Origin of the sequence: Curtobacterium sp. PhB146, from assembly GCF_004342995.1 — a bacterium.
Taxonomy (GTDB): Bacteria; Actinomycetota; Actinomycetes; order Actinomycetales; family Microbacteriaceae; genus Curtobacterium.
This window is the reverse complement of record NZ_SMBN01000001.1, coordinates 1,504,584-1,519,136: the sequence shown is the minus strand read 5'-3', so window position 1 is coordinate 1,519,136 and position 14,553 is coordinate 1,504,584. Positions and strand designations below refer to the sequence as shown.

The 14,553-nt window shown below is 70.7% G+C and carries 10 protein-coding genes; 3 read left to right on the top strand and 7 right to left on the bottom strand.

Annotated elements, in window-relative coordinates; all coding sequences use genetic code 11:
* Positions 1-18: 18 nt before the first annotated feature.
* From glgX to treZ, 3 genes are read left to right on the top strand one after another with little or no spacing between them, the layout of a single operon-like run.
* The gene (glgX, locus tag EDF33_RS07320; protein ID WP_123294024.1) at positions 19-2,253 is read left to right on the top strand and encodes a glycogen debranching protein GlgX; all 2,235 of its coding nucleotides are present in this window, start codon (positions 19-21) and stop codon (positions 2,251-2,253) included.
* On the top strand, positions 2,250-4,751 hold the full coding sequence (gene treY, locus EDF33_RS07315) for a malto-oligosyltrehalose synthase (RefSeq protein WP_132099626.1): 2,502 nt from the start codon (positions 2,250-2,252) through the stop codon (positions 4,749-4,751). The genes glgX and treY overlap by 4 nt, the downstream gene beginning before the upstream one ends.
* Positions 4,748-6,502 (top strand): malto-oligosyltrehalose trehalohydrolase, encoded by a 1,755-nt coding sequence (gene treZ / locus EDF33_RS07310; protein ID WP_132099625.1) that lies wholly within the window; start codon positions 4,748-4,750, stop codon positions 6,500-6,502. Before treY ends, treZ begins: the two co-directional genes overlap by 4 nt.
* A 208-nt stretch (positions 6,503-6,710) precedes the next feature.
* On the opposite strand, the gene EDF33_RS07305 is transcribed toward treZ, so the two are convergent.
* The 7 genes from EDF33_RS07305 to EDF33_RS07275 form a co-directional block, all read right to left on the bottom strand.
* Positions 6,711-7,505, bottom strand: a complete 795-nt coding sequence (locus tag EDF33_RS07305; protein WP_123294027.1) for a polyprenol monophosphomannose synthase — start codon at positions 7,503-7,505, stop codon at positions 6,711-6,713.
* A 45-nt stretch (positions 7,506-7,550) separates the two neighbouring features.
* Positions 7,551-8,261 (bottom strand): class F sortase, encoded by a 711-nt coding sequence (locus EDF33_RS07300; RefSeq protein ID WP_165918735.1) that lies wholly within the window; start codon positions 8,259-8,261, stop codon positions 7,551-7,553.
* Complete coding sequence (locus EDF33_RS07295) at positions 8,258-9,412, bottom strand: glycosyl hydrolase family 8 (RefSeq protein ID WP_132099624.1); 1,155 nt, start codon at positions 9,410-9,412, stop codon at positions 8,258-8,260. Before EDF33_RS07295 ends, EDF33_RS07300 begins: the two co-directional genes overlap by 4 nt.
* Before the next feature lie 101 nt (positions 9,413-9,513).
* A complete protein-coding gene (locus EDF33_RS07290) occupies positions 9,514-10,335 on the bottom strand; it encodes a DUF4397 domain-containing protein (RefSeq protein ID WP_123294030.1) in 822 nt (273 codons plus the stop codon).
* A gap of 182 nt (positions 10,336-10,517) precedes the next feature.
* Complete coding sequence (locus EDF33_RS07285) at positions 10,518-12,506, bottom strand: glycosyltransferase family 39 protein (protein WP_132099623.1); 1,989 nt, start codon at positions 12,504-12,506, stop codon at positions 10,518-10,520.
* On the bottom strand, positions 12,503-14,047 hold the full coding sequence (locus tag EDF33_RS07280) for a glycosyltransferase family 2 protein (protein ID WP_207906640.1): 1,545 nt from the start codon (positions 14,045-14,047) through the stop codon (positions 12,503-12,505). Before EDF33_RS07280 ends, EDF33_RS07285 begins: the two co-directional genes overlap by 4 nt.
* Positions 14,044-14,514, bottom strand: a complete 471-nt coding sequence (locus tag EDF33_RS07275; protein ID WP_243649870.1) for a GtrA family protein — start codon at positions 14,512-14,514, stop codon at positions 14,044-14,046. Before EDF33_RS07275 ends, EDF33_RS07280 begins: the two co-directional genes overlap by 4 nt.
* Between the last annotated feature and the right edge of the window lie 39 nt (positions 14,515-14,553).

Here is a 14,553-nt window from a genome sequence, read left to right as displayed (position 1 = left end):
CATCACCTGGAGGACCGTTTGCACACCTGGCCCGGCAACCCGTACCCGCTCGGGGCGACCTACGACGGAAGCGGCACGAACTTCGCGCTCTTCAGTGAGGTCGCCGAGCGCGTCGAACTCTGTCTGTTCGACACCGACGGCAACGAAGAGTGCATCCCCCTCGTCGAGGTCGACGCCTACGTCTGGCACGCGTACCTGCCGAACGTCGGCCCCGGCCAGGAGTACGGCTTCCGTGTCCACGGCCCGTACGACCCCGACAACGGCGCACGCTGCAACCCGTCAAAGCTGCTGCTCGACCCCTACGCCAAGGCGACGAGCGGCGAGATCGACTGGGACCAGTCGCTCTTCGCCTACACGTTCGGCGACCCGGACTCGACGAACGATGACGACTCCGCGGCGCACATGATGAAGGGCGTCGTGATCAACCCGTTCTTCGACTGGCAGGGCGACCGCGCACCGCGCACGCCCTACGGCGAGACGGTCATCTACGAAGCGCACGTCAAGGGCCTCACCGAGACCCACCCCGACGTGCCCGAGGAGCAGCGCGGCACCTACGCCGGCGTCTCGCACCCCGCGGTCATCGAGCACCTGAAGCGACTCGGCATCACGACGCTCGAGCTCATGCCGGTGCACCAGTTCGTGAACGACTCGACCCTGCAGGACAAGGGGCTGTCGAACTACTGGGGCTACAACACCATCGGCTTCTTCGCGCCGCACTCCTCGTACTCGTCCTCGGGCGACCAGGGGCAGCAGGTGCAGGAGTTCAAGACGATGGTGCGGGAGCTCCACCGCGCCGGCATCGAGGTCGTGCTCGACGTCGTCTACAACCACACCGCCGAGGGCAACCACCTCGGGCCGACGCTGTCGTTCCGCGGCATCGACAACGCGGCGTACTACCGCCTGGTCGACGACGACAAGAAGTTCTACATGGACTACACGGGCACCGGGAACTCGCTCAACGTCGGGCACCCGCACTCGCTGCAGCTCATCCTCGACTCGCTGCGCTACTGGGTGACCGAGATGCACGTCGACGGCTTCCGCTTCGACCTCGCCTCGGCGCTCGCCCGCGAGTTCTACGAGGTGGACCGACTGTCCGCGTTCTTCGAGCTCGTGCAGCAGGACCCGATCGTGTCGCAGGTCAAGCTCATCGCCGAGCCGTGGGACGTCGGCCCCGGCGGCTACCAGGTCGGCAACTTCCCGCCCCAGTGGTCCGAGTGGAACGGCAAGTACCGCGACACCGTGCGCGACTTCTGGCGCGGCGAGTCGTCGACCCTCGGTGAGTTCGCGTCGCGCATCTCCGGCTCGGCCGACCTGTACGAGCACGACGGCCGGACGCCCAAGGCGAGCATCAACTTCATCACCGCGCACGACGGCTTCACGCTGTACGACCTCGTCGCCTACAACGAGAAGCACAACGACGCCAACGGCGAGGACAACAACGACGGCGAGAGCCACAACCGGTCCTGGAACTCCGGCGCCGAGGGTCCGACGGACGACGAGTCCGTGAACGCCCTGCGGCTCCAGCGCCGCCGGAACTTCCTGGCGACCCTGCTCCTCAGCCAGGGCGTGCCGATGATCGCCCACGGTGACGAGCTCGGCCGTTCGCAGTCCGGCAACAACAACGTCTACGCACAGGACTCCGAGCTCAGCTGGATCGACTGGGACACCGCGGACGACGACCTCGTCCAGTTCACGGCCGACGTGGTCAAGCTGCGCCACGACCACCCGACGTTCCGTCGCACCCGGTACTTCAACGGGCGCCCGGTGCGCCGTGGTCAGGACGAGCCGCTGCCCGACGTCGTCTGGCTCACGCCCGAGGGCGACGCGATGTCGCCGGAGGACTGGGACTCCGGCTTCGGCAAGAGCGTCGGCATGTACCTGAACGGCGACGGCATCCGCGGGCGCGACTCCCGCGGCGAGCGCGTCACCGACGTGGCGTTCATCACGTACTTCAACGCCCACGACGACGTCGTGACGTTCACGTTGCCGCCCGAGGAGTACGCACCCGGCTGGACGGTCCGCATCGACACCGCCGAGCCCGGTGCCCGTGACGAGATCGTCGAGGCGGGCACACCGCTCGACGTGCCCGCGCGCTCGATGATCGTCCTGCGTGCCGAGCCGAACCACGAGGTCTCGGTCACCCCGGTCGAGGTCCAGCACCACGACGGCGCCCCCGAGCCCCGGTCCCCGCAGGACGCCGTCACCCCGGCCAACCCGGCCGGTTCCACCGCACCGAGCGGCACCGCGCGATGACGACCGGCACGACGGGGGCCGGACGTCGCGTTCCCGTATCGACGTACCGGCTGCAGGTCTCGGCGGACTTCGACCTGGCCGCCGCACGCGACCTCGTCGACTACGTGCACGACCTCGGGGCCGACTGGCTGTACCTGTCGCCGGTCCTGCAGTCGGAGCCCGGCTCGAACCACGGCTACGACGTCGTCGACCACACGCACGTCGACACCGACCGCGGCGGTGACGAGGCCCTCCGGGTCCTCGCCGAGGCCGCGCACGCGGTCGGGCTCGGCGTGCTGGTCGACGTCGTCCCGAACCACGTCGGGGTCGCCACCCCGGCGGTCAACCCGTGGTGGTGGTCCCTGCTCGAACTCGGCCAGGGCTCCCCCGTCGCCTGGGCGTTCGACGTCGACTGGGACGCCGGCGACGGCAAGGTCCGGGTGCCGGTCCTCGACGACCGGCTGCTCGACGCGGTCACACTCGACACGTCCGACGCCGAGCACCCGGTGCTCCGGGTCGGCGACACCGCGTACCCGACCGCGCCGGGCACCGCCCACCCGGGCGACTCGGTCGAGGCCGTGCACGCGCTGCAGCACTACGCGTTCGTGCACTGGAAGCGTGCGGACCACGAGCTGAACTACCGCCGGTTCTTCGCGGTGAACACCCTCGCGGCAATCCGGGTCGAGGAACCAGAGGTGTTCGCGGCGTCGCACGGCGTCATCGGCGGCTGGTTCCGCGACGGCCTCGTCGACGGACTGCGCATCGACCACCCGGACGGACTGTACGACCCCGCCGGCTACCTGCAGGACCTCGCCGAGCTGACCGGTGGTGCGTACACCCTCGTCGAGAAGATCCTCGAACCCGGCGAGGAACTCCCGAGCTCCTGGCCGGTCGACGGCACGACCGGGTACGACGCCCTCGGCGTCCTGGACCGTGTGCTCGTCGACCCCGCGGGCGAACCCTCGCTGACCGCGGCATCGGGCGCGGAGCCCGCCGACTGGCAGCAGCTGACGCACGACACCCGCCGCGGCATCGCCGACGGGATCCTCGGCAGCGAGGTCGAGCGACTCGCCCGACTGCTCGCGCCGGTCACCGCAGGAGCGGACGCGATCACGCACGAACGGCTCGTCGACGCCCTCGCCGAGGTCGTGGCGTCGTTCGACGTGTACCGCACCTACCTGCCCGAGGGCGCGCACCACCTCATCGCGGCGCTCGAACGCGCGGCAGAGGCCCGTCCCGACCTCGACGACGTCATCGACCGGATCGCACCGGCGCTCGTCGACCCGGACAACGCCGCCGCGATCCGCCTGCAGCAGACGAGCGGCATGGTGATGGCCAAGGGCGTCGAGGACACGGCGTTCTACCGCACGTCCCGCTTGACGTCCCTGAGCGAGGTCGGTGGTGACCCGAGCGTGTTCGCGGTGTCCGTGGCCGACTTCCACCAGGCGCAGCGCGACCGGCTCGGCAGCTGGCCGCACACCATGACTACGCTCACCACCCACGACACGAAGCGCAGCGAGGACACCCGCGCACGCATCGCGGTCCTGGCCGAGCTCGCCAGCGAGTGGGCCGACACGCTCAACCGGTTGCAGTCCCTCGTCCCGCTCGAGGACCGCGTGTTCGCCGACCTGCTGTGGCAGGCGATCGTCGGCGCCCGACCCGCGAGTCGTGAGCGGCTGCACGCCTACGCCGAGAAGGCATCACGCGAAGCCGGCGACAGCACCACCTGGACCGAGCCGGACACGGCGTTCGAGGAGCGCATGCACGCCCTCGTCGACGCGGCGTTCGACGAGCCCGCCGTGGTGGCCGTGCTCGATGCCCTCGACGAACGGATCGACGCGGCTGGGTGGTCGAACGGGCTCGCGCAGAAGCTCGTGCAGCTCACGGCTCCCGGTGTCCCCGACGTCTACCAGGGCACCGAGTTCTGGGACCGTTCCCTCGTCGACCCCGACAACCGCCGAGCCGTGGACTACGCCGAGCGGCGCCACGTCCTCGCCGAGATCGACGGCCCGGACGACGACGGCCCCGAGGACCTCCCGGCGATCGGGATCGACGGCGCCGCGAAGCTCCTCGTGACCGCCCGTGCACTCCGTCTCCGGCGCGACCACCCGGAGCTCTTCACGCGGTACCTCGCGCTCGAGGCGACGGGCAGCGCGGCGGACCACGTCGTCGCGTTCGACCGCGGCGGTGCCGTGACGATCGCCACGCGACTGCCGATCGGGCTCGAACGGGTCGGTGGCTGGGGTGACACCCTCGTGCACGCCGTCCCCGTCGACCGGGTCGACCTGCTCACCGGCAGGACCTTCGCGGCCAGCCGGGGCATCGCCCTCGCGGACCTGCTCACCACCTACCCGGTCGCCCTGCTCGTACCGGCCGCCACGGTCGGGGAACCCGGCCACGCCGACACGGTGACCGACGCGTCCGACGCGGAACGGGCCTCCCGGTCGACCGCCCGGACCACCCCGGCGACCGAGTCCGACGCGCAAGCGGAGATCGACATCCTGGAGGGTCACGCATGACCGCACCCGACCGTTACGCCGTCTGGGCGCCCGAGCCGGACCGTGTCCGGCTGGTCGTCGACGATGTCGAGTACCCGCTGACCAGGGGCGACGACGACTGGTGGTCGACCGACGCGATCATGCCGGTCGTCGGTGCCCGCTACGGGTTCCGCCTCGGCGACGACGACGCGGTCCGACCCGACCCCCGCAGTCGCTTCCAGCCGGACGGGGTGCACGGCACGTCCGCCGTCGTCGACCCCGCGCGCTTCGCGTGGACCGACGAGTCGTGGACCGGGCGTCCGGCCCGCGGCGCCGTGATCTACGAGATGCACGTCGGCACCTACACGCCGGAGGGCACCCTCGACGCGGCGGCGCAGAAGCTCGACCACCTGGTCGAACTCGGCGTCGAGTTCGTCGAACTGCTGCCCGTGAACGGTGTGAACGGGGAGTGGAACTGGGGCTACGACGGGGTCGCCTGGTACGCGGTGCACGCCCCGTACGGCGGCCCCGACGCCTACGACCGCTTCGTCGACACGGCGCACTCACTCGGCCTGGGCGTCATCCAGGACGTCGTCTACAACCACCTCGGGCCGAGCGGCAACTACCTGCCGCTGTTCGGGCCGTACCTGGTGCAGGGGCTCGCGAACACGTGGGGCGACTCGGTGAACGTCGAGCACGCCGAGGTCCGTCGGTACGTCCTCGACAACGTGCGCATGTGGTTCCGCGACCACCACGTCGACGGGCTCCGGCTCGACGCCGTGCACGCGATCCGCGACACCACGCGGCCGCACGTCCTGGCCGAGATGGCCGACGAGACGGACGCCCACGGTTCCTTCGTCGGTCGTCCGCTGTCGCTGATCGCCGAGTCGGACCTCAACGACCCGGTGATGTTCCGCCCGCGGGAAGCCGCCGGGTACGGGCTCGCCGGACAGTGGTCCGACGACTTCCACCACGCCGTGCACGTGGCGCTGACGGGCGAGACGAACGGCTACTACGCCGACTTCGCACCGCTGTCGGCGCTCGCGAAGGTGCTCGACCACGGGTTCTTCCACGACGGCACGTGGTCGTCGTTCCGTGGCCGACGCCACGGGCAACCGATCGACCGCGGGACTTCCCCGGCGACTGCCCTGGTCGTCACGAACCAGAACCACGACCAGATCGGCAACCGCGCGGCGGGCGACCGTCTGGCGGCGACGCTCGACGACGAAGGCCTCGTCATCGCTGCGGCACTGACGCTGCTGGGCCCGTTCACGCCCATGCTGTTCATGGGTGAGGAGTTCGCCGCGACAACACCGTGGCAGTTCTTCACGTCGCACCCAGAGCCGGAGCTCGGCAAGGCGACGGCCGAGGGACGCATCCGCGAGTTCGCGGAGCACGGCTGGGACGAGTCGGCCGTGCCGGACCCGCAGGACCCGACGACGTTCACGAACTCGAAGCTCGACTGGGCCGACGTCAGTTCCGAGCGGGGTGCGGCGATCCTGCGTGCCTACCGGGTGCTCGTCGCCCTGCGCCGGACCGACCAGGCCTTCGTCGACCACCGGTACGAGGCGAACGCCGTGCGGTTCAGCGAGGACCGCCGGTGGCTGGTGCTCACGCGTGGGCTGCTCGGACCGGACGTGGCACCCGTGCACGTCGTGGTGAACTTCCTCGACGACGCAGCCGAGGTGCCGGTCCCCGGTGCCACCGGCGAGGAGCTCTACCGGTTCGGAGCGGCCGAGGTCGCGACGGACTGCGTGCGGTTCCGCGGGCGGGGCGTGGTGGTGCTGCGCTAGTCGCTGCACTGCCGTCCGGGCGGGCCGGGCTTGCCCACGGGCGGGCCCGGGCTTGCCCACGGGCGGGCCCGGGCTTGCCCACGGGCGGCCGATCCGCGAAAGCGACAGTGTCCCGCGAACAGTTCGCGGGACACTGTCGCTTTCGCGGTACCGACGCCGCGGGCCGACCGCCGACCCCGAGCGCCGACCCCGACCCCGACCCAGCGGATCAGGCTGCGTGGTCGGCCACGGCGTGCGCGTTGGTGCGCACGGACGGCAGCTTCCGGTGGTCCTTGACCAGGGAACGGGTCTCGCGGATGCGGCGGTCGATGCCCCACTTCGTCACGAGGGCCAGGCTCTCGCGCACGATGTTGCCGCTCATCTTCGAGACGCCGAACTCCCGCTCGGTGAACGTGATCGGGGTCTCGACGACGCGCAGACCGGCCTCGAGGGCACGCCAGCACAGGTCGACCTGGAAGCAGTAGCCCTTCGACGCGACGCCGGCCAGGTCGATCCGCTCGAACGCCCGCGAGGTGAAGACCCGGAACCCGCCGGTGGCGTCGCGGACGGCGATGCCGAGGGCCAGGCGCGTGTAGAGGTTGCCGCCACGGGAGAGCAGTTCGCGGTACCAGGGCCAGTTCTCGACCTTGCCGCCCTTGATCCAGCGGGACCCGAGCACGAGGTCGTTCGTGTCCGCGAGCTCGAGCATCCACGGCAGGTACTCGGGGTGGTGCGAGCCGTCGGCGTCCATCTCGACGAGCTTGGCGTAGCCGTGCTCGAGGCCCCAGGCGAACCCGGACAGGTACGCGCCGCCGAGGCCGTCCTTCACCGTGCGGTGCATGACGTGCACGCGGTCGGTCTCACGGGCGATGGCATCGGCGATGTCACCGGTGCCGTCCGGCGAGTTGTCGTCGACGACCAGCACGTGGACGTTCTCGTCGGTGGCGGCGAGCGTGCGCTCGACGATGGGACGGACGTTCTCCGCCTCGTCGTAGGTCGGGATGATGACCAGGGTCTCGCTCATGGTGCTCCTCGTGCTCCACATCGAATGTATCGGTCGGTGTTTGGGTCAGTCCGACGAGAGGTCTGCGAACACGATCAGATTGTCCGTGTAGTGCCCGGTGGCGGTGTCGAACACGCCGTCGCAGGTGATCAGTCGGAGCTGGGGGGTCGGGGTGGTGCCGTAGACGTCGCTCGTCGGGAACGCGGACTTGGCGGCGCGTTCCGAGCGGTCGACGGTGAAGGTGCGGGTGCTGCCGTCGGACATCGCGACGTGGATCTCGTCGCCGGCGACCAGTTCGTCGAGCCGGAAGAACACCGCGGCGCTCGTCGGGCTGTCGACGTGGCCGGCGATGACTGCCGGGCCGACCTCACCGGGGACGATGCCGTCGCTGAACCACCCGGCGCTGTCCCAGTCGACGGGCGGGTCGAGTTCGCCGGCCGTGCCGCGGTGCAGGTCCTCGAGGTTCGACTGCACGCCGATCGCGGGGATCGAGACGCTGACGGGGGTCGCCGCGGATCGGGCAGCGGGTACGGCCGGGTCCTGGAACCCCTCGATGCCCGACCCTGCAGAAGCAGAAGCAGAAGCCGAAGCCGACGCCGACGCCGAACTCGACGGCGCCGCACCGGCCCGACCGTCCGACCCGTCGCTGCCGACGGTCGACGCGAGCGCCACACCGGTGACGCCGCCGCCCACGACGACCGCGGCCAGCACGACCCCGATCACCACGCCACGACGTCCGAACACCGAACCACGCCCGGCGGACCGTCGGCCGGTCACGATGCGCCTCCGGCCGTCGTCGCGCAGCCGCCGAGCACGTCCGAGGTGAGCATGGTCGAACCGAGGGCGGCCCAGGCGTCCCCGTAGTACGTCGGCGTGGTGGCAGCCGTCCGGTCGGCCCGCTCCAGGTCGTCGGCAGCCGCACCGGAGGAACCGGCCGCGTACTCGGCAGCGGCCCGGGCGGTGTACGCCAGGGCGTTCGTGTCCCCGGTCACGGCGGTGCCGCCCAGGTCGAGCTGCGCCGCGAGCTGCGTCGTCCGACGCAGGGTCGGGGCGAGCGCCCCGGCGAGGGCGCGGTCGTCGGCGGAGCAGGCCTCGGCGTAGCGGACGGGCGTCCGCATCGCGTCGTACCCGTACAGCACGCGCTGGTCCCCACCGGTGGCGGGCATCGGGTCGACGGTGCCGTCGGCGTGCACCTGCGACCAGTCGCTCGGCAGCTGCGACTCGTCGAGCACTGCCGCGGTCGCGGCGCGCGATCCACGGTTCAGCGCGGTCCAGCGGTCGTCGCCCGTTGCCTTCGCCAGCACCGCGAAGGCTGCCGGCGACGCGTACGAGGCGTTGTACCGGTACGGCTCGGAGTCCGCCCACGGCCCGGGCAGCAGGATCGTGCCGAGTTCCGTGGTCGCGGTCTCGTGTTCCAGGATCGCCGAGGCGATGCGCTTGCCGGCTGCCGTGTAACGGTCCTCGCCCCACGCGTCGCCAGCGAGCACCAGGGCCCGCGCGGCGTCGAGGTCGGCGTCACTGGCCGGCTGCTCGTCGGCGACACCGTCGTCGGGCGTCCAACGCCAGGCGAGCAGGTCGTCGTCGGTCAGCATGTGCGTCTTCGTCCACTTCCAGATGTCGTCGAACCGGTCGCGGTCGCCGTTCGCGAAGGCGATGAGCAGCCCGTAGGCCTGTCCCTCGCTGACGGTGTCGTCGCCCTGGTCGGTGCGGACGACGCGGCCGTCCTGCACGTACCGGTCGAGGAACTCCGTGCGGAGCTCCTTCGGGGAGCGTGCCGCGTCGGGCGCGCTGGTCGAGGTCGGGGTGGCGACCGAGCCGCTCGAGGCCTCGGTGTCCTGCCCCCACGGGCGAACCGCGATGAGCGCGACGCCGACGGCGACGACCACCGCCGCTGCGGCGGTGACGGGTATCCAGGTCCTGCGGGTCATGCTGGCCTGCCTTTCCGTGGATGGTGACGATGGATCTGGACGGGAGGGCCGGATCACGTGAGCGTGTCGGCGCACGTGATCCGTGCCTCCCGGCCAGGGCGTCAGCGGTACAGCGAGCGGAGCGCTGCGATGGCCGTGTGGACGGCCTCCGTCATCGGTCGGTCGGCGGCTGCGCCGCCGCCACCCGTCTGCACGCCGCCGGTCGGCGTCGCGGCGGTGGCTGCGGCGTCCGTGACCGGCACGACCGTCAGGTCGCCCTTGCTGTCGTCGAGGACGAACAGGGTGGAGACCGTGTTGCCCGCGAGGTCGACACTGGCGGTGCCCTGCTGGCCGCTGCCGGAGACGTCGAGCGTCCACTTGCCGGAGTCGACGGTGGCGTACTTGGTGGCGGTGCCGAACTTCGCGCCCTCGGCGATGGCGGTGCCCTCGGAGGTGCTCACGTCGACCTGCTTCGCCGTGGTGGCGGCCTGGACCAGCCGGAGCTTCGCCTTGCCGTCGCCGGGCTGCTGCAGGTCGTCGGTGAACGCCGTCGTCTTGAGGTCGGTGTTCTTGCCGTACGCGACGACCGTGCTCGCGTCGCCCTTGTCGACCTTGACGTCGGTGGAGATCACCGGCGTGGAGTCCGGGGCGTCCGAGGCCCGCATCGACAGCACGTAGGTGCCGACCGGGAGCTCCTGGTACTTGCTGACCTGGCCGTACGTGACGTCGTCGAGCTCGAAGATCGTCTTGCCGCCGGACAGGCTGGACAGTTCGACGTCGACGCCCTTGGTGTCGGGCGAGAGGTGGCCGACGCGGAGCCAGCCCTCGTCGGCGGTGGCGGCGGAGGCGGTCTGGGGTGCTGCGAGTCCGACGGTCGCGGCGACGAGGGTCGCTGCGAGTGCGCCGACGACGACGGTGCGGCGTCGCTGGGTGTGTGCGGTCATGGTCGTGCTCCTTCGGGTCGTGGTGCTGGTCGAGTTGTGTGCGGTGGTGCTGCGGGCCGCCCCGGGGCCGTGGATGCGAGCGTCCCCGCGAGCGGGCGAAATGCCGGGGTCGGCGGACGGAGCACCCGGGTGTTTCGCCCGCTCGGCGATGCGGGCGGCGGACGGGGCGGCGGGGCGGCGGGTCACGAGGCGCTCGTCGCGGTCGTGGTCGGGTCCGCCGGGGTGTAGGTGACGGTGAGGCGTTCACCCTCACGCTCGACCGACGCCGGCCGGAACGAATCGGGCATCGCCTCGAGGGTGGCGGCCACGCGCTCCGCCGAGGCAGCGTCGCTCGTGTGCAGGACGGCGGTGCGGAACGGCTGCCCGGTCTCGCCCGTGAGCGGGGTGAACCGGTCGACGCGGACGTCCTGGTCGGCGAGCACCTGGCCGAGCGCGATCATCGCTCGCGAGTCGACCTGACCCGCACGGAACTGCGACTTCGTGCCGTCGTCGGCCCGGAGCGCCGGGTTCGACGCCAGCTCGGTGCCCATGGTCTTCCGCAGGTCGCTGGCCCGGGTGATCGCGGTCTGTGCGGCCGTCGATCCCTCGGCGTGGATGCGTCGGACCTCGACCTGCTGGTCACCGGACCCGAAGGTCGCGACGGCCGTCGAGTTCTCGATCGCCTGGCGGATGTCGGACGACGAGTTGCCGCCGGTCCGCATGGAGTCCGTCGTGATGACGTAGTCCGAGTCCTTCCACCCGTTGGGCGACTGGCGCTCCACGGCTCCGTCGGTGTCGAGCTTGTAGTACCAGACCACGTTGTTCCGGGCGAAGCCGTCCTCGACGAGGTCGACCCACATGGCGTCGTCCACCAGCAGTCGGGAGGACTTCGAGACGTTGTCCCCGACCCACTGCTCAGCCTGCTGCATCGGCAGGTCGAGGTTGCCCAGGACGAAGCCGCGCAGCTGTGTTCCCCAGAGCGGCACCGCCACGACGAGCGCGACAGCGGTGGTGACGGCCCAGGTGATGCCGAGACCACGACGGGTCCCGGCGCCGAGGCGGGTACGGGTGCGGACCCGACCGGCGATCGCCAGGACGGCACGCTCGGCCGTGTAGGCGACCAGCAGGGCGGCGAAGGGGATGAGCATGATGACGTACGGCACCGGCAGGTACCCGTTCGGGCGGAACATCATCGCGAGCAGGAAGACGAGCATCGCGGCGATCGGACGGACCCGTCGCATGAAGAGCCCGACGACCGCGGCGGCCGAGCCGAGCACGATGAACACCGGGTCGAGCGCCCACCACTGCGACGCGGCGGCGTTGGCCAGGCTGCCCGGGTCGAACAGCGAACCCGATGCCGAGCGCGAGCCGAGCTGGTAGGTGATGCCCTCGAACAGGCTGACCCGACCACTGCTCGGCAGCAGCTCGCCCTTGACCGCGGCGAGCAGCAGGTACCCGCCGCCGATGATGACGAGGACGGCGCCGGCGACGCTCAGCGTGTACCGGCGGGTGCTCTTGTCGGCGCGACGGATCGCCATCCAGATGAGGAACGGCAGGGCGAGCAGGTACGTCTCCTTGGAGAGCACCGCGATGCCGAGGCACGCAGCGGCGCCGGCGAACCCGGCGAGCTGCTGGCGACGGCTCAGGACGAGGACGAACGCGGCGAGCAACCACGGCGTCGCGACGTTGTCGATGTAGACCGTGCGGTGGTACTGCAGGGCGAGCGGCGACAGCGCGAAGACGAGTCCGGCTGCGGCAGCGGTGATCCGGCCGGCACCGAGGCGGCGGGCGAGGACGAACAGCAGGATGCTCGAGACGGCGGAGAAGAAGACCATCGCCTCGCGGCCGGCCTCGACGGCGAACGGGTAGCGCGCGAACGCCCCGGTCAGACCGGTGTAGCCGGCGATCTGGATCCAGCCGAGTGGCGGGTGGTCGTACCAGTACGTGTAGTGCGTGATCTCGCCGAGGTGCATGATCGCCCAGGCCTGCGCCGTGTACGTGCCCTCGTCGTCGATCCGCTGCGGGGTGCCGGACATGTTCCAGGCCTGCACGATGACGGTGACGGCAACGACGGGCAGCAGCCACGTCAGGCTCGCGGCGTGCCGGCGGAACCAGGCGCCGATGCCGGTGTGGTTCCCCGCGACGGCACCGCGGATCGGGATGCCGGTGGTGTTGGTGATGCTGGCGGTCATCGGGTCCCTCCTGTGGTCGTGCCGGCGAGCTCACGCTCGGAAGACGAAGACGAAGACGAAGACGAAGACGACGACGACGAAGGTGTCGCGCCCGCGGACCCGGACCCGGTCAACTCCGACGCGAAGCCGACGACCTCGGCGGGCTGCTCGGCGTTCCGGTGCTGACCCGTGTGCTCCGTCTTCTCCCAGCCGTTCTGCCCCTTGGCGTGGCGGACGACGGCTCGGACGGCTGCTGCGGCGAGGAAGACCTGGTACGGCACGAGACCGAGCACGAGCTTCACGTAGTCGCGGAACCGGACCTTCTCCTTGTAGATGCGACCGAACTCGTTGAGGCCGACGACCTCGACGGCCAGCAGCATGAGCGTCGGTGCCACCGGGATGAACGACACCAGGGCGATCGCCGTCGGCACCTTGACGAACAGGATCATCAGGACGCTGAGCGGGATGAGCAGACCGGTGGCCGCCTGGATGAACGGCATGGTCAGCATGTACCGGGCGAAGAAGCGCTGACGGAACGACGGGAGCTTCTTCCACTCCCCCTTGCCGAGCACCTGCAGGAAGCCCTGGTTCCAGCGCGTCCGCTGCTTGAGCAGCGAGGCGAAGGTCGGCGGGGTCTCCTCGCGGGTGACGGCCTCGGGGCTGTACGCGACGACGACCTTCGCGCCGTCGGCGGACAGCCGGACGCCGAGCTCGCAGTCCTCGGCGAGGCAGTGCGCGTCCCAGCCGTTCGACCAGTCGAGGCGTTCCTTCGTCACGAAGACGGTGTTGCCGCCGAGCGGGATGAACTTCGAGCCGGCGTGGAAGTGCAGGCGCGAGCGGAACCAGAAGTAGTACTCCAGGACGTTCCGGAGCGACCACCAGCTGGACTTGAAGTTCATCAGCTGCACGCCGCCCTGCACGACGTCGGCGCCGGTCTCCTGGAACCGCGAGTCCACCAGCGTGAGCAGGTGCGGGTAGACCTCGTCCTCGGCGTCGAACACGCCGACGACGTCACCGGTCGCGTACTGCAGCGCCAGGTTCATCGCCTTCGGCTTGTTCTTCGGCAGGGTGTCGTCGACGACCACCCGGATCAGCTCGGGGTGGCGGGCTGCGGCGGCGCGCACGACGGCGTCCGTCTCCGGGTCGTCCTCGCCGACGATCGCAATGATCTCGAAGTCGGGGTGGTCCTGCTTCGCGAGCATGTCGAGCGTCTGGCCCATGACCTCCTGCTCGTGCCGCCCTGGCACCAGCAGGGTGAAGCGGTGCGCGGCCGGGCGCGGGGTCTGGCTGAAGCTCGTCGACTTCAGCGCATCCCGCGAGCGCCATGCGTGCAGCATCCACCAGAGCGTCGTCAGCGCGACGATCGTGAGCAGCACGGAGATCGCGATGAGCGCGGAGTAGCCGATCCACTCACCCAGCGACCACGCGGCCTGCTGGGCGGCACCGGAGCCTCCGGTCGGGACGTCGGTGGTCCCTCGGTTCGGGACGCTCGACGGAGCGGTCCCCTCGTTCGGCTGGAGCAGCGGCCCTGCGGCCGTCAGCAGCGTGGCGGAGATGGTCATGCGGCGAGCCCCTTCGTGCGACGAGCATCGGTGGAACGGAAGACGAGGGCCTTGTACGCGGCGAACCGGAAGGCGGTTCCGAGCACGAGGCCGACGCCGTTGCCGGCGACGTTGTCGGCGAAGGTCGAGGTGAACCCGAGGACGTAGTGCGAGACGAACAGGCAGGCCGCGGCGATGCCGAGCCCGATCAGGTTCGTGGCAGCGAAGAGCAGCCCCTCGCGCACGGTCTCGCGGCGGCCGGTCTGGCGCTCGGCGCGGAACGTGATGAAGCGGTTGCCGATCCACGCCACGGCGGTCGCCACGACGGCCGACACGATCTTCGCGGCGATGGGACCGTCGGGCATGACGGTGGCGCGCAGCAGGTTGTAGATGCCCAGGTCGATGACGAAGCAGACGGCACCGATCGTGCCGAACGACGCGAGTTGCCTCGCGGTGGCGAGCAGGCGCGAGACCGTGCCGGGTCGCACGGTCGGCACCGTACCGGTGTCGGGTGACACCAGAACGGG

What these genes read in the sequence shown, in the direction of transcription:
- EDF33_RS07285 (WP_132099623.1), bottom strand. Translation starts at nt 12,506, where the DNA reads ATGACCGCCAGCATCACCAACACCACCGGCATCCCGATCCGCGGTGCC.
- EDF33_RS07295 (WP_132099624.1), bottom strand. Translation starts at nt 9,412, where the DNA reads ATGACCCGCAGGACCTGGATACCCGTCACCGCCGCAGCGGCGGTGGTC.
- EDF33_RS07305 (WP_123294027.1), bottom strand. Translation starts at nt 7,505, where the DNA reads ATGAGCGAGACCCTGGTCATCATCCCGACCTACGACGAGGCGGAGAAC.
- EDF33_RS07280 (WP_207906640.1), bottom strand. Translation starts at nt 14,047, where the DNA reads ATGACCATCTCCGCCACGCTGCTGACGGCCGCAGGGCCGCTGCTCCAG.
- EDF33_RS07290 (WP_123294030.1), bottom strand. Translation starts at nt 10,335, where the DNA reads ATGACCGCACACACCCAGCGACGCCGCACCGTCGTCGTCGGCGCACTC.
- treZ (WP_132099625.1), top strand. Translation starts at nt 4,748, where the DNA reads ATGACCGCACCCGACCGTTACGCCGTCTGGGCGCCCGAGCCGGACCGT.
- treY (WP_132099626.1), top strand. Translation starts at nt 2,250, where the DNA reads ATGACGACCGGCACGACGGGGGCCGGACGTCGCGTTCCCGTATCGACG.